Source organism: Kocuria salsicia, from assembly GCF_039532055.1.
Taxonomy (GTDB): Bacteria; Actinomycetota; Actinomycetes; order Actinomycetales; family Micrococcaceae; genus Kocuria; species Kocuria salsicia.
In genome coordinates this window covers 108,650-133,169 of record NZ_BAAARF010000007.1, presented here as the reverse complement: position 1 = coordinate 133,169, position 24,520 = coordinate 108,650, and the positions used below count along the sequence as shown (strand labels likewise).

Annotated in this window: 21 protein-coding genes and 1 tRNA gene; 13 read left to right on the top strand and 9 right to left on the bottom strand. The window is 70.9% G+C overall.

The genetic code is table 11. The features are described from left to right. Positions 1–181: 181 nt before the first annotated feature. Positions 182–628, top strand: a complete 447-nt coding sequence (gene aroQ, locus ABD264_RS06850; protein WP_055082321.1) for a type II 3-dehydroquinate dehydratase — start codon at positions 182–184, stop codon at positions 626–628. A 145-nt stretch (positions 629–773) separates the two neighbouring features. Here aroQ and ABD264_RS06845 read toward each other — a convergent pair whose 3' ends face one another. Further along, complete coding sequence (locus ABD264_RS06845) at positions 774–1,958, bottom strand: MarP family serine protease (protein ID WP_344205110.1); 1,185 nt, start codon at positions 1,956–1,958, stop codon at positions 774–776. Positions 1,959–2,207: 249 nt separating this feature from the next. Here ABD264_RS06845 and ABD264_RS06840 point away from each other — a divergent pair, with 249 nt between their 5' ends. Then, positions 2,208–2,885, top strand: a complete 678-nt coding sequence (locus ABD264_RS06840; RefSeq protein WP_344205108.1) for a Crp/Fnr family transcriptional regulator — start codon at positions 2,208–2,210, stop codon at positions 2,883–2,885. A 104-nt stretch (positions 2,886–2,989) separates the two neighbouring features. Here ABD264_RS06840 and ABD264_RS06835 read toward each other — a convergent pair whose 3' ends face one another. The 3 genes from ABD264_RS06835 to ABD264_RS06825 are packed head-to-tail and all read right to left on the bottom strand — an operon-like array spanning position 2,990 to position 4,603. Then, the gene (locus ABD264_RS06835) at positions 2,990–3,904 is read right to left on the bottom strand and encodes an NUDIX hydrolase (protein WP_344205106.1); all 915 of its coding nucleotides are present in this window, start codon (positions 3,902–3,904) and stop codon (positions 2,990–2,992) included. 2 nt (positions 3,905–3,906) lie between these two features. Further along, positions 3,907–4,386 (bottom strand): RidA family protein, encoded by a 480-nt coding sequence (locus tag ABD264_RS06830; RefSeq protein WP_145010054.1) that lies wholly within the window; start codon positions 4,384–4,386, stop codon positions 3,907–3,909. Positions 4,387–4,408: 22 nt separating this feature from the next. Then, positions 4,409–4,603 carry a DUF4177 domain-containing protein gene (locus ABD264_RS06825; RefSeq protein ID WP_055082311.1) on the bottom strand — a complete coding sequence of 65 codons (195 nt, stop codon included), beginning with the start codon at positions 4,601–4,603 and terminating at the stop codon, positions 4,409–4,411. 118 nt (positions 4,604–4,721) lie between these two features. On the opposite strand from ABD264_RS06825, the gene ABD264_RS06820 reads away from it, so the two are divergent. Genes ABD264_RS06820 through ABD264_RS06810 form a run of 3 tightly spaced genes read left to right on the top strand, consistent with a single transcriptional unit; the run spans position 4,722 to position 10,931 of the window. Then, positions 4,722–6,863 (top strand): transglycosylase domain-containing protein, encoded by a 2,142-nt coding sequence (locus tag ABD264_RS06820; protein WP_144940891.1) that lies wholly within the window; start codon positions 4,722–4,724, stop codon positions 6,861–6,863. Next, entirely contained in the window at positions 6,863–7,792 is a 930-nt protein-coding gene (locus ABD264_RS06815) for a metallophosphoesterase (protein ID WP_094395090.1), read from the top strand. The genes ABD264_RS06820 and ABD264_RS06815 overlap by 1 nt, the downstream gene beginning before the upstream one ends. Positions 7,793–7,841: 49 nt before the next feature. Then, a complete protein-coding gene (locus ABD264_RS06810) occupies positions 7,842–10,931 on the top strand; it encodes an FAD-binding and (Fe-S)-binding domain-containing protein (protein WP_260983268.1) in 3,090 nt (1,029 codons plus the stop codon). Here the strand turns inward: ABD264_RS06810 and ABD264_RS06805 are convergent. Continuing rightward, positions 10,921–12,336, bottom strand: coding sequence for an MFS transporter (locus ABD264_RS06805; RefSeq protein WP_344205099.1), 1,416 nt, complete (start codon positions 12,334–12,336; stop codon positions 10,921–10,923). The two genes, ABD264_RS06810 and ABD264_RS06805, sit on opposite strands and share 11 nt — an antisense overlap. A gap of 99 nt (positions 12,337–12,435) precedes the next feature. Here ABD264_RS06805 and ABD264_RS06800 point away from each other — a divergent pair. The 3 genes from ABD264_RS06800 to ABD264_RS06790 all read left to right on the top strand — a co-directional run bounded on the left by ABD264_RS06800 (position 12,436) and on the right by ABD264_RS06790 (position 13,977). After that, positions 12,436–12,512 (top strand) — tRNA-Pro (locus ABD264_RS06800). A gap of 209 nt (positions 12,513–12,721) precedes the next feature. Beyond that, positions 12,722–13,585 (top strand): PhzF family phenazine biosynthesis protein, encoded by an 864-nt coding sequence (locus tag ABD264_RS06795; protein WP_344205097.1) that lies wholly within the window; start codon positions 12,722–12,724, stop codon positions 13,583–13,585. Then, positions 13,582–13,977: a thiol-disulfide oxidoreductase DCC family protein gene (locus tag ABD264_RS06790; protein WP_260983270.1), complete on the top strand. Its 396-nt coding sequence runs from the start codon at positions 13,582–13,584 to the stop codon at positions 13,975–13,977. Before ABD264_RS06795 ends, ABD264_RS06790 begins: the two co-directional genes overlap by 4 nt. 80 nt (positions 13,978–14,057) lie before the next feature. Here the strand turns inward: ABD264_RS06790 and thiE are convergent, their stop codons facing one another. Beyond that, positions 14,058–14,720 carry a thiamine phosphate synthase gene (thiE, locus tag ABD264_RS06785; RefSeq protein ID WP_144940900.1) on the bottom strand — a complete coding sequence of 221 codons (663 nt, stop codon included), beginning with the start codon at positions 14,718–14,720 and terminating at the stop codon, positions 14,058–14,060. A 29-nt stretch (positions 14,721–14,749) separates the two neighbouring features. On the opposite strand from thiE, the gene thiO reads away from it, so the two are divergent. The 4 genes from thiO to moeB are packed head-to-tail and all read left to right on the top strand — an operon-like array spanning position 14,750 to position 18,853. Beyond that, entirely contained in the window at positions 14,750–16,243 is a 1,494-nt protein-coding gene (gene thiO, locus ABD264_RS06780) for a glycine oxidase ThiO (RefSeq protein WP_422653746.1), read from the top strand. Then, positions 16,240–16,545, top strand: a complete 306-nt coding sequence (gene thiS / locus ABD264_RS06775; RefSeq protein ID WP_344205090.1) for a sulfur carrier protein ThiS — start codon at positions 16,240–16,242, stop codon at positions 16,543–16,545. Before thiO ends, thiS begins: the two co-directional genes overlap by 4 nt. Before the next feature lie 2 nt (positions 16,546–16,547). Continuing rightward, positions 16,548–17,531: a thiazole synthase gene (locus tag ABD264_RS06770; RefSeq protein WP_145010064.1), complete on the top strand. Its 984-nt coding sequence runs from the start codon at positions 16,548–16,550 to the stop codon at positions 17,529–17,531. Continuing rightward, positions 17,528–18,853 carry a molybdopterin-synthase adenylyltransferase MoeB gene (gene moeB / locus ABD264_RS06765; protein WP_303104489.1) on the top strand — a complete coding sequence of 442 codons (1,326 nt, stop codon included), beginning with the start codon at positions 17,528–17,530 and terminating at the stop codon, positions 18,851–18,853. Before ABD264_RS06770 ends, moeB begins: the two co-directional genes overlap by 4 nt. A gap of 145 nt (positions 18,854–18,998) precedes the next feature. On the opposite strand, the gene ABD264_RS06760 is transcribed toward moeB, so the two are convergent. Genes ABD264_RS06760 through ABD264_RS06750 form a run of 3 tightly spaced genes read right to left on the bottom strand, consistent with a single transcriptional unit; the run spans position 18,999 to position 22,449 of the window. Further along, entirely contained in the window at positions 18,999–19,643 is a 645-nt protein-coding gene (locus ABD264_RS06760; RefSeq protein ID WP_055082296.1) for a LutC/YkgG family protein, read from the bottom strand. Then, positions 19,640–21,619 carry a lactate utilization protein B gene (locus tag ABD264_RS06755; protein ID WP_055082295.1) on the bottom strand — a complete coding sequence of 660 codons (1,980 nt, stop codon included), beginning with the start codon at positions 21,617–21,619 and terminating at the stop codon, positions 19,640–19,642. The genes ABD264_RS06760 and ABD264_RS06755 overlap by 4 nt, the downstream gene beginning before the upstream one ends. After that, complete coding sequence (locus ABD264_RS06750) at positions 21,616–22,449, bottom strand: (Fe-S)-binding protein (RefSeq protein ID WP_055082335.1); 834 nt, start codon at positions 22,447–22,449, stop codon at positions 21,616–21,618. Before ABD264_RS06750 ends, ABD264_RS06755 begins: the two co-directional genes overlap by 4 nt. Positions 22,450–22,772: 323 nt before the next feature. Between ABD264_RS06750 and ABD264_RS06745 the strand changes: the two genes are divergently transcribed. Beyond that, complete coding sequence (locus ABD264_RS06745) at positions 22,773–24,443, top strand: L-lactate permease (protein WP_144940918.1); 1,671 nt, start codon at positions 22,773–22,775, stop codon at positions 24,441–24,443. Positions 24,444–24,520 lie beyond the last annotated feature (77 nt).

Below are 24,520 nucleotides of genomic sequence, written 5' to 3'. Positions count from 1 at the left end.
AGCGCCCCGTCCGGGTCCGCCACCGGCGCGGCCACGGTACGGCACCACCCACGACGCCGCCGCGGCGCCTCTCGCACGGGAGGCACCGCGGCGGCGTCGTGGCGTCCCACCCGCGCCCGGCGGAACGCGCGTCGGGCCCGCGCCGAGCTGATGTCGTGCGCGCGTCGTGTTCAATGGGGCCATGAACGAGCTACCGGTCTACGTCCTCAACGGCCCCAACCTCAACACCCTGGGCACCCGCAGGCCCGAGGTCTACGGTCACGCGACCCTCACGGACGTGGAGGCGAACGTGCGGGCCCGCGCCCAGACCTACGGGCTGGACGTGGTCTTCGAGCAGTCCAACTACGAGGGCCAGATCGTGGAGTGGATCCAGCAGGCGCGCACGCAGGCCTGCGGGATTGTCATCAACCCGGCGGCCCTCACGCACTACTCGGTGGCAATCCACGACGCGCTGGAGATGTGCGAGGTGCCGGTGGTGGAGGTCCACATCTCCAACGTGCACCGGCGCGAGGCCTTCCGCCACACGTCCTTCGTGTCCCCGCAGGCCACCGCGGTGATCGCGGGCGCGGGGATCCTGGGCTACGAGTTCGGCGTGGACGTGGTCGCCCAGCATCTCGGGCTGCGCTGAGCCCTCAGGGGCAGGGGCGCTTCCCCGGGCCAGAGCGCTGCCCGCATGACGACTCTTCCGGACCACGACGGCGCGCGGACGACGACGGCGCCCGGGTCCTGCCGCCGCGCCGGCCACCTCGCGCGGCCCCGTGGGCGCACACGGCTCAGGAGGCCACGCACTGACCCGTGGAGACGGCCTGCGTGGACTGCTCGGCGGCGTCCAGGATCTCGGTGACACGGGCCACCGGGATGGCGTAGCCCACCTGGTCCGTAACAGCCTTGGCGAACACCACACCCACGACGTGGCCCGAGTCGTTGAGCAGCGGCCCACCGGAGTTGCCCTGCTCCACGTTGCCCGCGAACTGGATGATGCTGCGGGTCTGGGTCTCGCCGGTGGTCACGTTCTGCACCGGGGCCACCGCCTCGCCCTGCACGGTGGCGGGACGCAGCGTGTACGGACCGCCCAGCGGGTAGCCCGCGAAGGAGACCGTCTCGCCCTGCACCACGGAGTCCTCCAGGGGCAGCGGTGTCTCCGGGAGATCGGGGACGCGCAGCACCGCGAGGTCGGAGGCGGCGTCGTACTGCACCGTCTGCGCGCGGTAGACCTGCCCGTCCCTTGTCTGGGCCACGGGCTGGTCCACTCCGGCCACCACGTGGGCGTTGGTGACCACGGTGCCGTCCTGCGCCACGAAGCCCGAGCCCGTCTGGTTCTGGGCGCACTGCGCCGCGGTGCCGTAGACCTGCACCACGGACTGGCCGGCGTCCGCCACCACCTGCGAGTCGGGGGTGTCCTTCGGGTCCGGGACGGCCTGCGTGGGGAACAGCAGCTCGTCCAGCTGACGGATGCCCTGGGAGCCGCTCACCGCGTTGCGGGTCTGGGTCATGGCGTTGCGCACCGGTTCCGGGGTGAGGCGTTCGATGCCGCGCAGCACCTGGGAGGACGCCACCTGCTGGGACAGTGCGGGCAGGCCCATCTGTCCCACCAGGGAACCCAGCAGCGTCATGATGATCCCGGCGACCGCCACGTTGAGCACCGCCCCGCCCAGCCGGTCGAGCACCCCCAGCCCCGTCTTCTCAGTGATCCGGGCCAGGGCGCCGCCCAGCGTGGAGCCGAGGTACTGGCCGAGGCCCAGGAGCACGAGCACCGTGAGCAGCACGGCGGGAATCCGCCACTCGCCGCTCACGTAGGCGGCCACCACGGGACCCGCCCAGAACGCCACCACGGCGCCGAGCACCAGCCCGGCCAGGGAGGCGGAGGAGCGGAAGAACCCCCGGCGGAAACCCGCCACCAGGTACGCGATCAGCACCAGGACGAGCAGCACGTCCAGAAGGTTCAGGGACAGACTCATGGAGGTCCTCACGGTGTGGGGGCACGCGGGGATCGGCCACGTGTGGAGCCGAGCATACGGCGGGGGCCTGGGCAAAGCGTGCACCGCCGGTGGGAGAAGCGGGCGGCGCTGCCACCGCAGAGCTCCCCGGGTGTTCACACTGGGCACAACGCAGGAGTGGCCACGAGCGGTGTGAAACTCGTTACGATGGACCGTAAGCACGCATGCACCCCTGCGGGGTGCCCCCCGACTTTGGTGAGGAGATACACCTTGGATACAGACGTCCTGCGCCGCGCTCCCCTGTTCGCTTCTTTGGACGACGAGGCGTTCGCCGCTCTGACCGAGGAGATCACGGAGGTGGATCTCTCCCGCGGTGCCACCCTGTTCTACGAGGGCGACCTGGGAGACCAGCTCTACTTCATCGTCTCCGGCAAGATGAAGCTCGGCCGCACGGCCAGCGACGGCCGCGAGAACCTGGTGGCCGTCATGGGCCCGGGCGAGATCTTCGGCGAGATGGCCCTGTTCGACCCCAGCCCCCGCTCCACCTCCGCCACCGCGGTCTCCGAGACGCGACTGGCCGGGCTCAAGCACGAGAACCTGCGCAAGGTCATCCAGCGCTCCCCCGAGGTCTCAGCCCAGCTGCTGCAGGCACTGGCCCGCCGGCTGCGCCGCACCAACGAGAACCTCGCGGACCTCGTGTTCTCGGACGTTCCCGGGCGCGTGGCCAAGGCTCTGCTGGACCTTGCGGACCGCTTCGGGCGCCCCGCCACGGACGGCATCCTGGTGGCCCACGAGCTCACCCAGGAGGAGCTCGCTCAGCTGGTCGGTGCCTCGCGCGAGACCGTGAATAAGGCTCTCGCCGAGTTCGTGCAGCGCGGTTGGATCCGACTGGAGGCGCGAGCGGTGGTCATCCTGAACCTGCAGCGCCTCCAGCAGCGCTCGCGCTGACGCGTTCCCCCTGATTCGACGACGACGCCCGCGGCACCCGCCGCGGGCGTCGTCGCGTGTGCGGACGGGCCCGGTCGACGCCGCCCCGCCCGCCGCGGCGGGAGTCAGGCGTCGAGCACCAGGACGGGTTCGTCGTCGCGCAGGTCCAGGCGAGGCACCTTGACCCGCAGGTCCCGGCGAGCGGCGAGGAACGCCATGGCTGAACTCGCCTCCGCCACGGCCTCCACGGCGCACTGCACACCCGGGGTGGTCAGCTCGTTGAAGTCGAAGTGCCAGGGGTCCTGGGTCTGGGCACAGTCCTCGCTCTCCTCCCGGAAGAGCTCGGGCAGGGGTGTGGCCCAGGGGTCGTCGAGCAGCGTGCGGGCGTCCACCCAGCCGAGCCAGGCACGTCCGCGCTGTGTGGCCAGCGGGGACTCACGCTGGCCCACGGGAACCGCCGCGGCGAAGAAGTGCAGGTCCACCCGCTGGTGCACGAAGTCCGAGGTCGTCCAGTGGGACAGTGGGCGCAGGCACTCGCTGTGGAACGCCATGCTGCGCTTGGCGAGCAGGTCCGCGAAGGAGATGTCCCCGGAGGCCAGCTGCTCGCGGGAGCGCATCCAGTCCACCCCCTCCACGTTCTCGGCCACCCCGTGGGCTGGTGCGCCCGCGAAGAGGATGCCGGTCTCCACGAACGTCTTGCGCGCGGCGGTGACCACGCTGCGCCGGGCGCGGCCGATGTCCTCGGAGAGGAGCTTGTGGGCCCACTCGGAAGAGCTCGGACCGCGCCAGTCGAGGGGCTCGTCGTCACTCGTCTCGGTGATCCCCCCGGGAAAGGAGAGCGTACCCATGGACTGACGGCCGGGTCGGTGGAGCATGAGGGTCTCCACCCCGTTGTCCCCGTCCCGGACGAAGACTGTGGCGGCACCCCGGCGCGGTGCCGTGCCGTGCATCCCGAGGCCGCGTTCCATCCAGGCGCGGGCTGCCTTGCTGTAGGAGCGGGGGATCGCGAAGATCCGCTCCCCCGCCGGCGCGCCGCTCATGCTCAGCCGAACTCGACGATCAGTTCGACCTCCACCGGGGAGTTCAGCGGCAGCACGCTCACGCCCACCGCGGAGCGCGCATGCACGCCGACATCTCCGAAGACCCGGCCGAGCAGCTGGGACGCGCCGTCCACCACCGCAGGCTGCGCGAAGAAGTCCGGGGCGGAGGCCACGAAACCCGTGACCTTCACGATGCGCCGGATGCGCTCCAGCTCGCCGATCTGCGACTTCACCGCCGCGAGCGCGTTAAGTGCGCAGCGTTCGGCGAGCTCCGCCGCCCGCTGCGGGTCCACGGTGCCCTCGGCGCCGCTGTCGCTCACCACACCGGTCTGGGGCAACGATCCCGAGACCAGGGGCAGCTGGCCCGCGGTGTACACGTGGTTGCCGGTGGTCACCGCTGGTGCGTAGGCGGCCAGGGGTGCCGCGACGTCGGGCAGCTGCAGCCCCAGCTCCGCGAGCCGGTCCTCGTACCTGTCACTCATGTCCGGGTCCTCCCTCGCCGTGTCAGTTCTTGGGGCGCTTGAAGTAGGCGATGGGGTTGGTCTGCACCGGCGCGTTCATGTTCGCGGCGGGGGTGTCCGCGGCCTGGGTGCCGGGCAGCACGGTCACGAGCTCCCAGCCGTCGTCACCCCAGTTGTCGAGGATCTGCTTGGTGGCGTGGATCATCAGCGGAACGGTTGCGTATTCCCAAGTGGTCATGGCCACCACCCTACTGTCCAGGCGGGCGCGGCGCGCGTCCCCGGTCCCGGGGAGATCACAGTGTGACCGCAGCTTCGGATACACGGATCCACCCGCCCCCGGCTTGTACACTGGCGCAATGGCATCACGCAACAACTCGGGCTCCGAGCCCACGTCGGTACTGGGCAACGTGGTGGCGTTCATCGCCGTTGCTGTGGTCACCGGAGTGGTCGCAGCCGGGCTCCTGGTCCCCCCCGCCGCGGCAGCCGGGCTGGCCGCCAACGCGTCCATCGGATGGTTCAAGTCCCTGCCCGCGGACATGGAGACGGGCCCGCTCTCCCGCGCCTCCACTGTTGTTGCGAAGGACGGTTCCGAGATCGCCAAGTTCTTCGCCCAGAACCGGGACCCCGTGCCCCTGGACGAGATCTCCCCCAACATGCAGAAGGCGCTGCTGTCCATCGAAGACCGAGAGTTCTACGAGCACGGTGCGGTGGACCCGTGGGGCATTGTGCGCGCCATCGGCAACAACCTGCTGCGCCCGAGCAACCGTCAGGGCGCCTCCACGATCACGCAGCAGTACGTGAACAACCTCATCATCGACCAGCAGGTGCGCAACGGCGAGCAGGCCAGCACCATCGGCGCCGACAAGGGCGTGGTCGACAAGATCAAGGAGATGAAGCTCGCGCTGTCCATGGAGCAGGAGAAGTCCAAGGACGAGATCCTCGAGGGCTACCTCAACATCGTGCTCTTCGGTGGTTCCAACTACGGTGTCGAAGCGGCGTCGCAGTACTTCTGGGGCATCCACGCCTCACAGCTGAGCGTGGCCCAGGCGGCCACCCTCGCGGGCATGGTGCAGTCCCCGAACACGTACAACCCCCAGGTGAACCCCGAGCTGTCCACGCAGCGTCGAAACCTGGTGCTGGACACCATGGTCCAGACCGGGTCCATCACCCGGGCGGAGGCGGACAAGGCGGCCAACGAGCCGATGAACCTCGACATCCACACCACGAGCTCCGGGTGCTCCGCGGCGAAGACCGCACCGTACTTCTGCGACTACGTGGAGAACGAGGTCATGCAGTCGGACACCTACGGCACCACGCCGGAGGAGCGGCTGGCCACCCTGCAGCGCGGTGGTCTGACGATCACCACCACCCTGGATCCCACAGCCCAGAAGGCGGCGGACACCCAGGTCAACCAGACGCAGCCCAAGGACAACAACCCGGACAGCGTCTCCACGTCCCTGATCTCCCTGGAGCCCGGCAGCGGACACATCGCCTCCATGGCGCAGAACACGAACTACTCCGCAGCTGAGGGCGACAGCAACACCACGTACAACTTCAACGTGGACACGTCGGTGGGCGGCGCCGGCGGGTTCCAGGTGGGTTCCACATTCAAACCGTTCACCCTGGCCCAGTGGATCAACTCGGGCAAGGGTGTAAAGGCCAGCATCGACGCCCGCAGGGTGAGCTACCCGGCGGACTACAAGTGGAAGGCGTCCTGCCTGCCCAACGGGTACAAGATCGAACCGGGCACCGACGGCAACGGCCTGACCTTCCAGAACGCCACCGAGGGCTACCAGAAGATCATGGACGTGGACTACGGCATCTACAACTCCATCAACTCGGCGCTGTACGCGATGGCCGCAGACCTCGACCTGTGCGAGATCGGCGACCTGACCAAGGCGCTGGGCATCCACGACGGCAAGACCGGCGACCCCGTGGACACCACGGTGCTCTCCTCCCTGCTGGGTGGCTCGGCGGACATCTCCCCCATGACCATGGCCCGCGCGTTCTCGGCCTTCGCGAATGACGGCGTGATGTGCGAACCCCGCGCCGTGACCAAGGTGGTGGACGCGCAGGGCAAGTCGTACGACGTCGGCAACGACTCCTGCAAGCAGGTCATCAAAAAGGAGGTCGCCCAGGGCGTGAACTACGTGCTGGAACAGGTGCTCGTGAGAGGGTCCGGCTACCAACGCTCCATCGGCCTGCCCGGCGCGTCCGCGGCCAAGACTGGTACCACGGACAACTCCACCCAGACGTGGATGGTGGGCTACACCGAGGGCCTGTCCACGGCATCTTGGGTGGGCAACTACCAGTACGGCTCGCGCTCCCTGAACGGCCTGAACATCGGCGGCCGCTCCGGTGGCTCCGGTACCGAGTGGGTGGACGGTGCCACGTACGCCGGTGGCCAGTGGCAGAACTACATGAAGGAGATTGCGCCGCGCTACAGCACCGACGCGTTCTCCTCGCCGCCCGCCAGCGTGCTGTCCACGAGCAAGTAGTGGCCTCCGCCAGCACCGGGCCCGCCCCGGCCGCGCGCCAGATCACCGCGGCCGGGGCGGGCCTGTTCGCGGCAGGGACCGGGACGCTCGCGTGGGCTGTGCTCGGGGAGCGTCGGCGGTTCCAGCTGCGCCAGGAGACGGTGCGGGTCCTGCCCACCGGTGCCCGGCCCCTGCGCATCCTGCACATCTCGGATCTGCACACGGTGCCGGGCCAGGCGGCGAAGCTGCGATTCATGCACTCGCTCGCTGCCCTGCGACCGGACCTGGTGATCGACACGGGGGACAACCTGTCCCACCTGCAGGCGCTGCCGTTCCTGCTGGAGATCCTCGACCCGCTCTTCGCGTTCCCCGGGGTCTACGTGCCGGGGTCCAACTGCTACTTCGCGCCGCAGCCCAAGAACCCCACGCGGTACCTGTGGCGCACCTCCGCGGCGGACCGCGCCGGGCAGGACGAGGCACCGCAGCTGCTGCCCACCGCCCAGATGCACCGAGCCTTCGACGGGCACGGATGGACCGGTCTGATCAACCGCGCGCTGCGCTTGGAGGTGGCCGGGACCGTGATCGACTTCTCCGGCGTGGACGATCCCCACCTGCACTACGACCGCCACCCGGGCTTCCCGCAGGGCCACGACACTCCCGCGGACGTGCGCATCGGGGTGGCCCACGCTCCGTACCTGCGAACCCTGGACCGCTTCGCGGCGGACGGGGCAGACATCGTCTTCGCGGGCCACACCCACGGCGGGCAGGTGTGCCTGCCCGGCGGCCGCGCCCTGGTGAGCAACTGCGACCTCGACCCCGCGATCTGCAAGGGACTGATCGAGCACCGCGGGGTGACCGTGAACATCTCCCAGGGACTGGGCGAGTCCCGCTTCGCACCGGTCCGCCTGTTCTGCCCGCCCCAGGCCGTGCTGGTCACGCTCACGGACTGACCGCCCGACCGCTTCCGTCCACCGACCGTCTCACCCAGCGAAGTTCACCATGGCACCGTTCACCCTCCCCTTCCCCCGCTCCCGCTCCCGCGACGGGCGCCGTACGGGCACCGGGGACGACGCAGCCCGGGGCACCCCCGCCGGGAACGGCGACGTCGCCGGGTCCTGGGCGTCCGCCGGGGGCCGGTCCGGGGTCGCGTCCGGGACCGGCGCGCCCAGCACGGCAACCGCGGCGGCGTCGCCCCTGGAGCGCGCGGTGCAGCGGATCGAGCGGCAGTGCGGGAGCGGGGTCGTGGTCGCGGGGGAGCTCGAACGGCGGGCGGTGGCGCACGACGCCTCGCACTACCTGATGCAGCCCCACGCCGTGCTGCGCCCGCGGGACGAGACCGAGGTGGGGAGCATCTTCGCCGCGGCCGCCGAGACCGGCGCGGGGCTGACCCTGCGCTCGGGCGGCACGTCCCTGTCCGGGCAGGCGGTGACGGACCAGCTGCTCGTGGACGTGCGGCGCCACTTCAAGGCGGTGGAGGTCCTCGACGACGGCGCCCGCGTGCGGGTACAGCCCGGCGTCACCGTACGCCAGGTCAACGCGCGGCTCGCCCCGCACGGTCGGCTGCTGGGCCCGGACCCGGCCAGCGAGACCGCGTGCACGCTTGGCGGCGTGGTGGCGAACAACTCCTCCGGGATGGCATGCGGCACGGAGTCCAACACGTACCGCACCCTGGAGTCGATGGTGCTCGTGCTCCCCTCGGGCACCGTGCTGGACACCGCCGCCCCCGATGCCGCCGAACAGCTGCGGACACGCGAGCCCGAGCTCTTCGAGGGCCTGCTCCGGCTGCGCGATCGGGTCACGGGCAACCCGGAGTCGGTGCGGACCGTCGAGCGGCTCTTCGCCATGAAGAACACCATGGGCTACGGGCTGAACTCGTTCCTGGACCACCGGGACCCGGTGCGGATCCTGGAGCACCTGATGATCGGCTCGGAGGGCACACTGGGGTTCGTGGCGAGCGCGACCCTGCGCACCATCCCGGTCCACCCGCACGTGGCCACCGGCCTGCTCGTGTTCCCCACCGTGGTGGCCGCCACCAGCGCGGTCCCGGACCTCGTGGGCTCGCACTGCGCCACGCTCGAGCTGCTCGACGCCACCTCCCTGGCGGTCTCCCAGCGCACGGGCCTCGCCCCGTCCGCGATCATGGACATCCCCGTGGACCAGCAGGCCGCGCTGCTCGTGGAGTACCAGCACGACACGCAGGAGGGCGTGCGGGAGCTGGCCGCGGCGGCATCGTCGACGTTCGACGCCCTGGACCTGACCGGGCCCGTGTCCCTGACCACCGACCCCCGCGAGCGCAAGAGCCTGTGGACCGTGCGCAAGGGGCTCTACACGACCGTGGCGGGCAACCGGCCAACGGGCACGAACGCGCTGCTGGAAGACGTGGTGGTACCCGTGGACCAGCTCGGCAGCACGTGCGAGGAGCTCACCGGGCTCTTCGACGCGCACGACTACCGGGACTCCGTGATCTTCGGCCACGCCAAGGACGGCAACGTCCACTTCATGCTCAACGAGCAGTTCGACGACCCCGCGCAGCTGCGGCGCTACGAGCGCTTCACCGAGGAGATGGTGGACCTCGTGCTCGAGCGCGGGGGCTCGCTGAAGGCCGAGCACGGCACGGGGCGCATCATGGCGCCGTTCGTGCGGCGGCAGTACGGGGACGAGCTCTACGAGGTCATGTGCGAGCTGAAGGCGCTGATCGACCCGCAGAACCGCTTCAACCCCGGGGTGATCCTCACCGAGGACCCGCGCGCGTACCTGCGGGACCTGAAGACCGCGCCGCCTGTGGAGTCCGAGGTGGACCGGTGCGTGGAGTGCGGGTACTGCGAGCCGGTGTGCCCCTCCCAGGACCTCACGCTGACGCCGCGGCAGCGCATCGTGGGCCGCCGCGAGATTGCGCAGGCCGAGGCGCGTGGGGAGAGCGGTCTCGCGGACCGGCTGCGGCGGGACTACGACTACGCGGGGCTGCAGACGTGCGCCGTGGACGGCATGTGCGTCACGGCGTGTCCCGTGAACATCAACACCGGTGACCTGGTGCGTCGGCTGCGCGCGGAGAACCACTCGAAGGTCGCGGACCTCGCCTGGGGTGCCGCCGCGAGGTCCTGGGCGACCACGTCCGCGGGGGCCTCCTTCGCACTCACGCTCGCCTCCCGGATGCCCCCGGTGCTGCCCGTCTCCGCGACCCGTGCGGCCCGCGCAGCGCTCGGGGCGGACACCGTGCCGCGCTACAGCCCCACGCTCCCGTCCGGCGGGTCCGCGCGGTCCCGGTTGACGACGTCGCCCGGGCAGCTCCCTGCCGAGCGCGACGGTGGGCACGACGCCGGGTGGGCGGCACCTGCCGAGTCCACCGTTCCGGACGCCGGGTCGGCAACGGTCCGCGCCGTGTTCTTCCCCGCGTGCATCAACGCGATGTTCGGCACGGTCGGCAGCGAGGGACCGAGCACGTCCGAGGCGTTCCTGCGGGTGTGCGAGCGCGCGGGGGTCGCGGTGCGCATCCCGGAGGGCATCGACTCCGCGTGCTGCGGAACCCCGTGGAAGTCCAAGGGTCTGCCCACCGGCTACGCCACCATGAGCGAGCGGACGCTCGGGTTGGTGTGGGACGCCTCCGACGGGGGCCGCCTACCAGTGGTCTGCGACGCGTCCTCGTGCACCGAGGGCCTGGAGACCATGCGGGAGCTGGCCAAGGACCACCCCCGCTACGGCGCACTCACGTTCGTGGACGCGGTGACGTTCGCCGCCGAGCACGTGCTGCCCCTGCTGCCCGAGCACTCCCGGCTGGAGACCCTGGCTGTGCACCCCACGTGCTCGTCCGTGCACCTCGGGATCGCAGATGACCTGCTGCGCGTGGCCCACGCCTGCGCGCAGGACGTAACCGTTCCGGTCGCGTGGGGCTGCTGCGGCTACGCCGGAGACCGCGGCATGCTGCACCCCGAGCTGACGGCCGCGGCCACGGCCCCGGAGGCGGCGGAGGTGCGATCCGGTGACTTTGATGCGTATGCATCATTGAACCGGACGTGCGAGCAGGCCCTCACGGATGCCACCGGCCGCCCCTACGAGCACGTGCTGCAGGTCCTGGAGCGGGTCACGCGCTGAGGGTGTCCGCCCCGTGTGCGGGGCGGTCCCACGGGGTGCACGCGGGCAGCGGATCTCCGGGCAGGGGTTCCTGGTCGGGCAGTCCAGGGCCCCGACGTCCGGGACGGCGCTCCAGTGCCCGGGCCCGGGAGGCGACGCCTCGGGGCCCGGGCCCTGTGAGGCGGCGCTGCGCCGTCGTCCCCGGATCCGGCACCACGCGGGAGGCCGCCCGCGCCACCGGGACCGCGGAGGCCGCGCACACCACCACGCCCGCGAGCAGGCACCACACGAACCCCGTGGTCTCCCCCACCCCGGCTACGCGCGCCACCGCAGGGGCCAGGAACGAGAGCACGAACGGCACCGCGAAGCCCACGTACGTGAGGGTGTAGAACACGCCGATCAGGGCACCGAGCTCGTGCGGGCGGGCCAGCAGCTCCACCTCGCGCAGGCCCGCGACCATCATGAACCCGTAGCTGACGCCGAGCAGCACGGCCGTGGGGATCGCGAGCCAGCTCAGGTGCCACGTGACCGTGAGCGCACCCAGGAGCAGGCCCGCGCTCGCCGCCCCCAGCCCGGTGACCGAGAGCGGGAGCCAGCCGTCCTCCCCCAGCCCGGCGGCCAGCGGCTGCACCAGAACTCCCGTGAGCATCACCACCGAGGCCACGAGACCCAGGTAGGCGATGGGAAAGCGCACGCTCGACAGCGTATAGAGGGGGATGCTCGCGAAAGCCACGGTGGCCGTGCCGAAGACCCACGGCGCCCAAGCTGCTACCACCCAGAAGAAGCGGCCCGTGAGGGCGATCGGCGGCACGAGCGGCTGCCGCGGACGGGGTCCCTGGATCGCCGGCTGGGTCTCCGGGACGCACCAGACCATGGCGGCGCCCACGAGCACCAGGACAAGGTGCACCATGAACGGGGTGACCTGCGGGGCGGGGAGGAACTGCGCCAGCAGACCGGCAGCGAGCGGAACCGCGCCGAAGCCGGCAGAGAGCACCACGGTCGCACGGCGGGGTCCCGCACCGGGCTGGTCCGTGCTCAGCTGCTTGACCCACGCCGATCCCGAGGACATGGCCATACCCACCCCGAAGCCCATGATCCAGCGGCCCAGGTAGAGCAGCCACTCGGAGGTCTGGGAGGCCGCGGCCAGGATCAGCGACGCCGCGAAGACCACCGCGAGTGCCGGGCGCATCACGGCCCGCCGCCCCCGGTGGTCCGACACAGGTCCGAAGACCAGCAGCGCGGGCACCAGACCCGCGGCGTAGATCCCGAGCATCCCCGTCACGAACGACTCCGAGAGGCCGTCCTGCTCCCGGTAGACTTCCAGCATGGGCGCGAAGAGGTTCGCGCCGAACGCCACGGTGAACATGGCCGCGCCCACCCGACGCCACGTGCGCGGCATGACCGCCTCTTCCTCCGAGTGCTCCATGGCTGTGAGCGTACCGGGACGACCCACCCGGGATTTCGCATTCCCCGAATCCTGACGCTATGCTGGAGCAGTTGTTCGCGGAGTTCCTCCGTGGGACAGCGGGATGTGGCGCAGCTTGGTAGCGCGCGTCGTTCGGGACGACGAGGTCGCAGGTTCAAATCCTGTCATCCCGACCAGAATCCCCTTGCACCTGTCCGCAGGAGCAAGGGGATTTTTTCATGCCGGCCTGTCCTTCAAGCCCGTGTCGTCCCCGGCAGCCTTTCGCCCCGTCGATCCCACCCACCGCCCGCCAGGTTCTCTCCGCACGGCGCGGAACTCGGCGGATGCCCCGCTCCACCCCAGGTGTGTGGCGCAACGGTCCAAACCGATGTGGTGAAATCGGAGCATGACCTCGTTGCCCCGTTCCCGCCCGTTCGCACAGGTGGACGTGTTCTCCGCCGACCCCTACCTGGGCAACCCCGTGGCAGTGGTCCTGGACGGCTCCGACCTCACGGACGAGCAGATGGCCCGCTTCGCGCGCTGGACCAACCTGTCCGAGACCACGTTCGTCCTGCCAGCCACCACGACGGACGCGGACCACCGCCTGCGCATCTGGACACCCCACGGCGAACTCCCCTTCGCTGGCCACCCCACGCTCGGCTCCGCGCGCGCGTGGCTGCAGGCCGGGAACACCCCGCGGTTCGCGGGCACGCTGGTCCAGGAGTGCGCCGCGGGTCTCGTGCGCATCCACGCCTCTGCCTCCGGGAAGGACGCCGCCGCCCTGTCCTTCGAGGCCCCGCCCACCGTCCGCTCCGGGGACCTGGAGGATCGCGTCCTGCGGTCAATGGTCGAGGGCCTCGGCATCACTGCCCGGGACGTGGTGGCGCACCAGTGGGTGGACAACGGCCCCGCCTGGGCGGCCGTGGTGCTCGGATCCGCGGAGGAGGTGCTGGCCCTCGACCCCGATTACGCCGCCCTCGGCGAGCACAAGGTGGGGGTGGTGGGGCCCGCCCCAGAAGGTTCCGCGCACCGTTTCGAGGTGCGCGCCTTCGTCCCCGGCACCCGCGGCTACGAGGACCCGGTGACGGGAAGCCTCAACGCGAGCCTGGCCCAGTGGCTCATCCGCACGGACCGCGCACCCCGCGAGTACGTGGCGCGGCAGGGCACCTGTCTCGGGCGGCGGGGTCTCGTCCAGATCTCGTCCCGGGGTGAGGACGTCCTCGTGGGCGGAACGTGCACCGTGTGCGTCAGCGGGAGCGTGCTGCTGTGAGCGCGCAACTGCACGTGGTCTTCGACGGCAACTGCGGGTTCTGCACGCGAGCCGTCGGGTGGGTACGGGTCATCGACCGGCACGGGAGGATAGAGCTGCACGCGTCCCAGTGCCCGGACATCCTGGAGCGCTTCGGGCTCACCCGGGAGCAGGTGCACAGCGCGGTCTGGGCGGTACGGGACGAGACCACCGGCGGCGCCCACGCGGTGGCCGTCGTCCTCGACACGGCGCTCGGAACACGGCTCGTCGAACGGGTCTACCGGCTGCCGCTGGTCGGGTGGACGCTGGAGGCGGCCTACCGCTGGGTCGCCGCGCACCGGTACATGTTTCCCGGCGTCACCCCGTGGTGCGAGGCCCATCCCGGACAGTGCGGGTCCCCCGGGCGGGCCTGACCGCCCCCTGCCCCCGGTGCAGTCACGGGGCGGTGGGCGCCGCGTGAGAGGTCGGCGCGTTCCGTCAGGGTCCCCCGAGGTCACGCCGGCAGGGCGGTGCGCAGCGCGCGGGCGGCTGCGGCGACGTCGTCGGCCTCGGTGACGGCCCGCACCACCACGATCCGCGACGCACCCGTGCCGAGCACCTCGGGCACCCGGGCGGCGTCGATCCCCCCGATCGCGAAGAACGGCGTGGCCCCGGCGTTATCGGCGGCGTAGCGCGGCAGCTCCAGGCCCACGGCGGCGCGACCGGGCTTGGTGGGGGTCTCCCAGACCGGGCCGGTGCAGAAGTAGTCGAGGCCGGGGTCTGTGAGCGCGGCGTCCACCTGTCCGGTGGAGTGGCACGAGCGCCCCAGCACCACGTCCGGGCCGAGAACCTTGCGCGCCTGTTCGGTGCTCAGATCCCCCTGTCCCACGTGGAAGACGTCCGCGCCGGTCAGCAGCGCCACGTCCGCGCGGTCGTTGACGGCGAAGAGCTTGCCGTGCTCGCGGGCAACCTCCGCGAGGACCTCGATGGCCTCCATCTCCGCGGCCGCCTCCAGGCTCTTGTCCCGCAGCTGGATGACGTCCACTCCGCCCTCGTAGGCGGCGTGCAGGAACTCCCGCAGGTCACCGCGATCGCGGCGGGCGGTAACGCACACGTAGAGGCGCGCGTTCTGCAGTGCGGCACGACGTCGCGTGCCCGGCTCGTTCGTGTGTCCCATGACGCCATCGTGGCACGAGCCCGCTGCCGGTGCGCACGGCAAGCACTCTCCTCACCGCCGGTCCCCCGGAGACGCCGACGGTGGGCACAGCTAGACTGGGCACACTGATCGTGGTCGGCACCGCTGCCGCCCCACGAGTTCCACGGGAGCCCGCACACGTCGCACGACACCACCGCAGCGGGCTGAGAGGGCGTGAGTCGCCGACCGGTCACCTGATGCGGGTCATGCCGCCGGAGGGAGGAAGAATGTCCGAGAACGTGCCCGAGCACGTCGTCGTCGCCGGGGCCGGTCTGATCGGTCTCGCCACTGCCTTCGAGCTGCGACGCCGCGGCACCGCCGTCACCGTGGTGGACCCGCGCCCCGCGTGGGGAGCCACGCGCGCCGCCGCGGGGATGCTCGCCCCGGTCGCGGAGACCCAGTACGGCCAGGAACCGCTCTACCCCCTCATGCGCGCCTCGGCCGCCGAGTACCCCCGGTTTGTGGAGCGGGTCACCGCCGCCACCGGGCTGCCCACGGGCTACCGCACGGAGGAGACCCTGGTGGTCGCCGCGGACGCCGCGGATGCTCGCTCCCTCTCGGACCTCGCCTCGCACCAGATCGCCTCCGGCATGGACGTCCAGGAGATCCCGGTGCGGGAGGCCCGGTCCCTGGAACCCGCGCTCGCGCCGCGCCTGGCCGGAGCGGTCCGCATCGTCTCCGACCGTCAGGTGGACCCCCGGCTGCTCGCCTCCTCCATGGTGGAGGCGCTGAACTCCGCGCACCTCGAGACCGCCGAGGGCGCCACGGATGCCGGGCCCGCGCGGTGGTTCACCAGCAAGGTGGACTCCCTGCTGACAACCTCGGGAAGGATCCGCCAGGTCACGGGCGTGCGCCTGGACAGCGGCGAGCAGATCACCGCGGACGCCGTGGTGCTCGCCACCGGTCTCACGGCCAGCACCGTGGGCGGTCTGCCGCAGGACCTCGACCTGCGCCTGCGCCCGGTCTTCGGGGACATCCTGCGGCTGCGCGTGCCCGAGTCCGTGCTCGCCTCCGGGGAGGAGCACCTGCTCTCCCGCACGGTGCGGGCCCAGGTGCTCGGACGGCCCGTCTACGTGGTCCCCCGCGCGGACCACACCCTGGTGCTCGGCGCCACCAGCCGCGAGGACGGGCGGGAGTCCGTGCTGGCCGGCGGCGTCCACCAGCTGCTGCGCGACGCCCGCACGGTGGTGCCCGCGATCGATGACTGCGACGTCCTCGAGATGATGGCCCGCGCCCGGCCCGGCACCCCGGACGACCTCCCCTACCTCGGCCGCACCTCCGTGCACGGACTGGTCGTCAGCACGGGCCACTTCCGTCACGGCATCCTGCTGACCCCGGTCGCGTCCCGACTCGCGGCGGAACTCGTCACCGGTGTGCTCGATCCGGGCGTGGAGCACGGCGCGGACGGCGAGTTCCTCGCCTCGACGGATCCCGCCCGGCACTCGCAGGCCGACACAGACACCGTTTCGCTCGACCACCCCCACATCTCGGGAGGACTCGCATGACCACCGACCCCTCGCACCCCTCGCCCTCGGCGGTGACGACGCCAACCGCACCCTCCGCAGCGCGGGGCACCGCGACCATGAACGGCTCCCCCGTGGCAGTCCACGAGGGGTTCACGCTCACGGATGCCGTCGCCCGGCTCACCGGCCGTGAGATCACCCCGGCCGGCACCGCTGCGGACGGTCACCCCCTGGGGATCGCCGTGGCGGTGGACGACACCGTGGTCCCCCGTTCCCTGTGGGCCTCGACGCCCGTGGCCCCGGGTCGGAGCGTGGAGATCGTCACCGCAGTGCAGGGAGGCTGAGCATGAGCGCACAGAACACACGGACCACGCCCTTCACTGTGGCCGGGGTGGAGCTGTCCTCCCGGCTCATCATGGGAACGGGCGGGCTCACCGACCTCGCCATGCTCGAACGGGCGCTGACCGCCTCGGGGACCGAGCTGACCACGGTGGCGCTTCGCCGCTTCGCACCCGGCCGCGCGGCGTCGTCGGGCGATGCAGTGGCGTACAGCGGAAGGCCGCAGGGCAGCCTGTACGGCATCCTGCGGCGCAACGACATCCGCGTGCTGCCCAACACCGCCGGCTGCTACACCGCACGGGACGCGCTGCTGACCGCTGAGCTGGGGCGAGAGGCACTCGAGACGGACTGGGTCAAGCTCGAGGTCATCGCGGACGAGGACACCCTGCTGCCGGACGGCGTGGAGCTGCTGGATGCCACGGAGAAACTCGTGCGCCGGGGCTTCACCGTCTTCGCCTACACCTCGGACGACCCCGTTCTCGCCCTGCGCCTCGAGGACGCCGGGGCATCGGCCGTCATGCCGCTGGGCGCGCCCATCGGCACGGGTCTGGGCATCCTGAACCCGCACAACATCGAGCTCATCGCGTCCCGCGCGTCGGTGCCCGTGGTGCTGGACGCCGGGATCGGCACGGCCTCGGAGGCCGCGCTGGCCATGGAGCTGGGCTGCGACGCCCTGCTGCTCGCCTCCGCGGTGACGCGCGCCCAGGACCCGGTGGCCATGGCGCAGGCCATGAAGCACGCCGTGCAGGCGGGGCGGCTGGCCCGGGGCGCGGGGCGGATCGCCCGGCGCACCCACGCGCTCGCGTCCTCACCCATGGCCGGGCGGATCGACCCCGCGGACGACGACGCTCCCCGCGGGGACTGGCCCGCCCGTTCCGCAGCGAAGGCGGCGGGTGATCCGGTACCCAGTGGCGAGCGGGTGACGTCGTCCGACCCAGCACCCCGGGACGTCCTCGACGACCCCGCACCCGGCGGAGGCACCACCCGATGAGCGTCGAGTCCCGCTTCGAGCCCCTCGTGGCGCCCGCGGAACGCCTCACGCGGGAGGAATTGGAACGCTACTCTCGCCACCTCACCCTCGAGCGGTTCGGGCCAGAGGGCCAGCGGCGGCTCAAGAACGCCCGTGTGCTCGTGGTAGGCGCTGGCGGGCTGGGCGCGCCGGCGCTGCAGTACCTCGCCGCGGCGGGCGTCGGAACGCTGGGGGTCGTTGACGACGACGTCGTCTCGGTGTCCAACCTGCAGCGCCAGGTCATCCACACGGTCGGCGACCTGGGGCGGCCCAAGGTGGACTCCGCGGCGGATGCGATCGCGCGTCTCAACCCGCTGGTGACCGTGCGCACCCACGACACCAGGCTCACCACGGAGAACGCCCTGGAAATCCTCGGGCAGTACGACCTCGTGCTGGACGGCGCTGACAACTTCCCCACGCGCTACCTCGTGGCCGACGCCGCAGAGCTCACCGGCATCCCCGTGGTGTGGGGCTCCATCCTGCGCTTCGACGGCCAGGTCTCCGTCTTCTGGGCGGGGCGCGGCCCCGTCTACCGCGACCTCTACCCGGGGGCTCCTCCTGCGGGCTCTGTCCCCTCGTGCGCTGAGGGCGGTGTGCTGGGCGTGCTGCCCGCGACCATCGGGTCGGTCATGGCCACCGAGGCCCTCAAGCTGCTGACCGGCATGGGCGATCCGCTCGTGGGGCGGGTGCTCGTCCACGACGCCCTCGCCCAGACCTGGCGCACCCTCACCGTGCTGCCGGACCCCGAGCGGCAGCCGGTCACCGACCTCTCCGAGGTCATGGTCGCGTGCGGGCTGGCCCGGCCCGACGACGCCGCGGCGCTCTCCGCATCTGGCCAGTCCGCGCCCGGCCAGAGGGTGACCGGCCCGTCCGGCCCCGAAACGCTCCAGGGCCCCGGGGGTTCAGGCCAGAGCCGTGCTCCGCTGGACCCATCCGCGCCGCCGGCCCCGAGCGCCGTCGAGACCGTCGACGCCGCCGAGCTGGCCGCGCTGCTGGCCGCCCGGGACCGCGGGGAGGCCACGTTCACGCTGGTGGATGTCCGCGAGGACTGGGAACGGGAGCTCGTCTCCATTCCGGGGGCGGTCTCCGCTCCGCTGGACCGGCTGCTCTCGGAAGGCGTTCGTGCGCTGCCTGCCGGAACAGAGGGGGACGTCATCCTGCACTGCAAGGCCGGGGTCCGCTCCGCCCGGGCGCTGGCCGCCCTGCGATCGGGCTACGCAGTGCGCGAGGACAGCGTCAAGCACCTGGACGGCGGCATCCTGGCCTGGATCGACGCCGTGGACCCGTCCCTTCCCAGGTACTGACCGGCCGCCCGCCACACACAGAAAAAGCGCAGCTTTCGACCTCCTCCAGCAGGAATGCGTCGAAAGCTGCACTTTTACAGCGCGAGCCGGCTCAGGTGCCCCCATGGGTCGGGGATGGAGCGGCTGGGGTTCATCGCCTCAGGGCTCAGCCCAGCAGGATCACGTCCAGGGTGCGGGGACCGTGCACCCCCTCCACTCGTTCGAGCTCGATGTCCGACGTCGCTGAGGGGCCCGAGATCATGGTGGTCGGCACGGTGGGCTCCACCCGCGAGATCGCCTCGGGGATCAGCTCCACCACGGTCTCCAGCGGCACGATGCAGATGTGGTGGTCGGGTACGAGCGTGATGGCCCGGCGCCCCTCGTCCGGACGTCCCGACAGGAAGATGGTCCCCGTCTGGGCGCACGAGACGGTCGAGGAAGTCACCACGGCGTCCACCCGGTTGAGCTCTCGCACGGACAGCGCGGAGGCCCCCCGGGAGTCGTTCGGGTCCACGATCACGCGTCGTGCGGCGGTGTCCTCGGGCAGTAGGGCGGTGTCGAAGCCCTCGGGGATCACGTACCGCGCGGACGCCCCGAGCTGGCTGGCAATGCGCTCCGCGACGGTCTCCGCCGTCTCTCGGAACACGTTCGCCTTGTAGTCCAGGAGCCGGTCCTCGAGCATGTCCACGATCTCCTCGCGGCTCAGCTCGGAGTGCCGCCGGTAGGCCCGAGGGATTTCGGGTGCCTGCGGATGGTCCGAGAGCGCGCCCGCGAGCCGCTCCAGGATCTCGGTCTTGGCGTCCGTGCTCATGCCTGCTCCCCGTTCTCTTCCGTGCGTCGCCCGGCGTTCCGGTCGTTGTGCTCGGTGGGGTCGGCGTTCGCCTCCGAGACTCCCCCGGCGACGTCGTCCGCTCTCGCTCCGGAAACCCCGGAGGACTCCCCACCGGCGGACCCACCACCAGCGGCACTGCTCTTACCGGCGGCACTGCCCCGGCTGGACGCAACGCCCTGGCCGGCTGCACTGCCATCCGCGGGCGCGGAGCGATCCGACCCGGGCACCTCCGCCCGGGCGTCAAGCGTCGCGCCGTCCCGATCCAGACGCTGGGCCGTCTCGTCCTCGTGCTTCTTCCACCAGTTGCGGAAGGACTCCTTGGGCGGCTCGGGGACGTCACGCTGCTGGGTCCAGCCACCCACCATGCCGGGGAGCCAGCCGATCGCGTGGTCCCGTCCCGCTACCACGCGGCCCAGAGGCAGGGCGCGTTCGGCCAGGGACATGCGCTGACCCGAGGACATCACGAAGGACGCACCCTTCATCATCGCGTCCATCTGCGTGGGAAGCCCGCGCGTGGGAACGGCATCGCGCATCCGGCGGCCGACGCGCCGCGCTTTCGTGGAGAGGTCCTTGAGCGTCCCTTCTTCGGGCGCGCCGTCCTGTCCGCCGTTGCCCTCGTCCGCGGTGAGGGACTTCTCCTCGCGCCACTCGTCCCCCGCGGTGATCGCGGGATCCGTCGAGGTGGGCGCTGGGGCGGCCACGTCCGTGCGCTCCCCGTGCTGCGTGCGGACGTCCTCGTCCCGCAGGTGCACGAGAATCTCGGGGATGTTGATCTTCACGGGACACACCTGGTAGCAGGCCCCGCACAAGGAGGAGGCATAGGGCAGGGAGGCGTTCTCCTCGGAGGTGATGCCGGTGAGCTGCGGGGAGAGGATCGCGCCGATGGGCCCCGGGTAGGTGGAGCCGTAGGCGTGGCCGCCGACCTGCTCGTACACCGGGCACACGTTCAGGCACGCCGAGCAGCGGATGCAGTGCAGCGCGGAGCGTCCCTCGGGATCCGAGAGCACCGCCGAGCGGCCGTTGTCCAGCAGCACCACGTGCACGTTCTGGGGCCCGTCGCCGGGTGTGACACCGGTCCACAGGGAGGTGTACGGATTCATGCGCTCACCGGTGGAGGAGCGCGGAAGCAGCTGGAAGAAGACCTCGAGGTCCTCGTAGCTGGGCAGCAGCTTCTCGATACCCATCACCGTGATCAGCGTCTCGGGCAGGGTGAGGCACATGCGGCCGTTGCCCTCGGACTCCACCACGGACAGCGTTCCCGTGTCCGCGATGCCGAAGTTCGCTCCGGAGATCGCGACCTTGGAGGTCAGGAACTTCTCGCGCAGGTGCTTTCGGGCCGCCTCGGCCAGCACGCGCGGCTCGCTCGTGAGCTCGTCCGTGGTCTCGGTCATCTCGTTGCGGAAGATCTCGCGGATCTCCTCGCGGTTCTTGTGGATGGCGGGGACCAGGATGTGAGAGGGCTTGTCCTTGCCCAGCTGCACGATCAGCTCGGCGAGGTCCGTCTCCGTGGCGGAGATGCCGTGCTCCTGCAGGTGCTCGTCCAGCCCGATCTCCTGGGTGGCCATGGACTTGACCTTGATGACGTCCGTGACCTCCTGCTCCTGGATCAGGCTCGTCACGATGGCGTTGGCCTCGTCCGCATCCCGCGCCCAGTGGACGACGCCGCCCTGCGCGGTGAAGTTGCGCTCGAACTCCTCGAGCAGCTCGGGAAGGTGCGCCATGACCATTTCCTTGGTCGCGGACCCTGTGTCGCGTAGCGCCTGCCAGTCGGGGACCTCGCCCACCACGCTCGCGCGCTTGGCGCGGATGGAGTGGGTGGCGTGCCGGATGTTGGCGCGCATCTGCTCGTTCTGCAGCTCTTTCTTGGCGGCCTGTGGGAAGGCCACCTGAGCGTGAAGGTTGCCCTGGCCGTGGACGGGGCGCACGGCGGGCATGCCCAGGGACGTGATACTCATCGGGTGGCTCCTACCGGGGCTGCCGACCGGCGGCCGGGCTGGGGGATGGACAGTTCCACGGGCCCGTCCACGATCAACGGGTTGGCGCGGGTGGACGCGAGGATCTCCGCGAAGTGGACCGTCTGCACGTCCAGCTTCCGCTTGGAGGCGGCTCCGCCCAGGTGCATGAGACAGGAGGCGTCCCCGCCGGTGCACAGGGAGGCACCGGAGTCCACGATGTTGCGCAGCTTGGCATCCGCCATGGCGCCGGAGACGTCCGGGTTCTTGAAGGAGAAGGTGCCGCCGAAACCGCAGCACTCCTCGGCGTCCGGCAACTCGTGGAACTCGATCTCCTCCACGGAGCGCACGAGGTCCTTCTGGCGGTCCCCGAGCCCGAGCAGGCGCATGCCGTGGCAGGACGGGTGGTAGGTGACGGGGTGGGGGAACCAGGAGCCCAGCTGGGCGGCCGAGTCGGTCACGCCGAGCACGTCCACGAGCAGCTCCGAGAGCTCGTAGGTGTTCTCCGCAACCATGGCCGCGTCCTCGGCGAGCGCGGCGTCCCCGCACTGCCGCGCGACCAGCGGCTGCTGGTGGCCCAGGGAGGCGACGCACGAGCCGGAGGGCGCCACGGCGACGTCGTAGTCCGTGCTGGTGAAGGCCCGGACATGGTTGCGGATCACGGGAACGGCGTCCTCGAAGTACCCGCTGTTGATGTGCATCTGGGAGCAGCAGCCCTGCCCCTGGGGAAACACCACCTCGTGTCCCAGCCGCTCCAGGATCCGCACGGTGGCCAGTGCCACCTTGGGATACATGGCATCCACAATGCACGTGGCGAAGAGCGCGATTCTCATGTTGTGGTCTCCCAACCGTCTGCTCTGGTCATCGTCTGCCTCGGTCCATCTCTGCGTCCAGGCCAGGCTACGCCCGTGAACCGGATCACAACAATGCGCGCACGCGGCCGCGGACATCCGCCGGACGCGCTCGTCATCTCACGAATCACCGGGCGCCACGCCTTAATCGTGTGACCTGGATCATGTACGCTGTGTGGTCGGACCACTGTGGCCTGACCATTTATCCTACGACCGGTTCCGGACACGGTGCACACCGCCCCGGCCAGAACCGCCCCACCCCGAGAACTGCGGTTCCGATCCACCCCTCACCCCTTGGAGATCCTGTGACCACCTTCACCGCCGTGACCGATGCCGTGGGAGGCAGCATCGGCCTCTCCGCCCTGGTGGGCTGCCTCCCCCTGCTGACCTTCTTCGTGATGCTGCTGGCCTTCCGCGCCAGCGCGTACGTGGCCGGGCTGACCTCCCTGGTGGTCGCCCTGGCCGTGGCGATCCTGGGCTTCGGCATGCCCACCCAGCTCGCCCTGCTCACCGCCACGCAGGGTGCCGTCTACGGCCTCTTCCCGATCGTGTGGATCGTGGTCATGGCCCTGTGGTTCTACCAGGTGACCGTGCTCTCGGGGCGCTTCGAGGACCTCCGCACCATCTTCGACACCATCGGCGGCGGTGACCTGAGGATCCAGGCCATGCTGATCGCGTTCTGCTTCGGCGGCCTGCTGGAGGCACTGGCCGGCTTCGGCGCGCCCGTGGCCATCACCGCGACCATGATCCTGGCCTTGGGCCTGAAGCCCCTCAAGGCCGCCACCCTGGTGCTGATCGCCAACACCGCCCCGGTGGCCTTCGGCGCCATCGCCATCCCCATCACCACCGCGGGCGCGCTCACGGATCTGGACCCCGCGCACATCGGTGCCGTCGTGGGCCACCAGGCGCCTCTGTTCGCGTTCGTGGTCCCCTTCTTCCTGCTGCTCATCGTCGACGGCGCCCGCGGCCTCAAGCAGGCCTGGCCCGCCGCGCTCGTGGTGGGCGGCAGCTTCGCGATCGCGCAGTGGTGGTGCGCCACGCACTTCTCCTACGAGCTCACGGACGTCGTGGCGTCCCTTGTAGGCCTCGCGGCGGCCGTGGTCCTCATGCGGTTCTGGCGCCCCAAGGGTGCCGAGGCTGTGCGCGCGGACCTGGGCGTGGAGAAGCCCGAGAGCGCCGCGGTGCTCACCCCGGGCCGCATCTGGATGGCCGTGCTCCCCTACGTCCTGGTGGTCGTGATCTTCGGCATCGCCAAGCTGTGGACCGCCGGCGTCAACGTCCCCAAGGCCCTGGCCACCACGGACGTGAAGATCCCCTGGCCCGGTCTGCACGGCCACCTGCTCAACGCCAAGGGTGAGGCCATCACGGGGACCGTCTACAACTTCCAGTGGCTCTCCAGCCCCGGAACCCTGTTGCTGATCACGGGGCTGCTGGTCACCATCGTGTACTGCCTGTTCAACCACAACGGCATGTTCCGCCTCTCCGTGGGCAACGCTATCGCGGAGATCGGGCGCTGCTTCTGGAAGATGCGCTTCTCCGCGCTGACCATCATGGCCGTGCTCGCCCTGGCCTACGTGATGAACTTCTCGGGCCAGACCATCGCCATCGGCACGTTCGTAGCGGGTCTCGGCGCGGCCTTCGCCTTCTTCTCACCCGTCCTGGGCTGGGTGGGTACCGCGGTCACGGGATCGGACACCTCGGCCAACGCCCTGTTCGCCAACCTGCAGAAGACAGCGGCGCTGGGCTCCGGGCTGGATCCCCACCTGATGACGGCGGCCAACACGTCCGGTGGCGTGGTGGGCAAGATGATCTCCCCGCAGTCGCTGGCCATCGCGTCCACCTCCGTGGGCATGCAGGGCAAGGAGTCCAGCATCTTCAGGGCGGTCGTGCCGTGGTCGCTCGGCATGCTCCTGGTGCTGTGCTGCCTGGTGTTCCTGCAGTCCAACGTCCTCGCCTGGATGCTGCCAGCAGCCTGAGCCGCATCGGTACAGTGAGGCGTCCCGGCCCGTCACCGCTGCTCGCGGTGGCGGGCCATCGCGTGCAATCCCCTGGG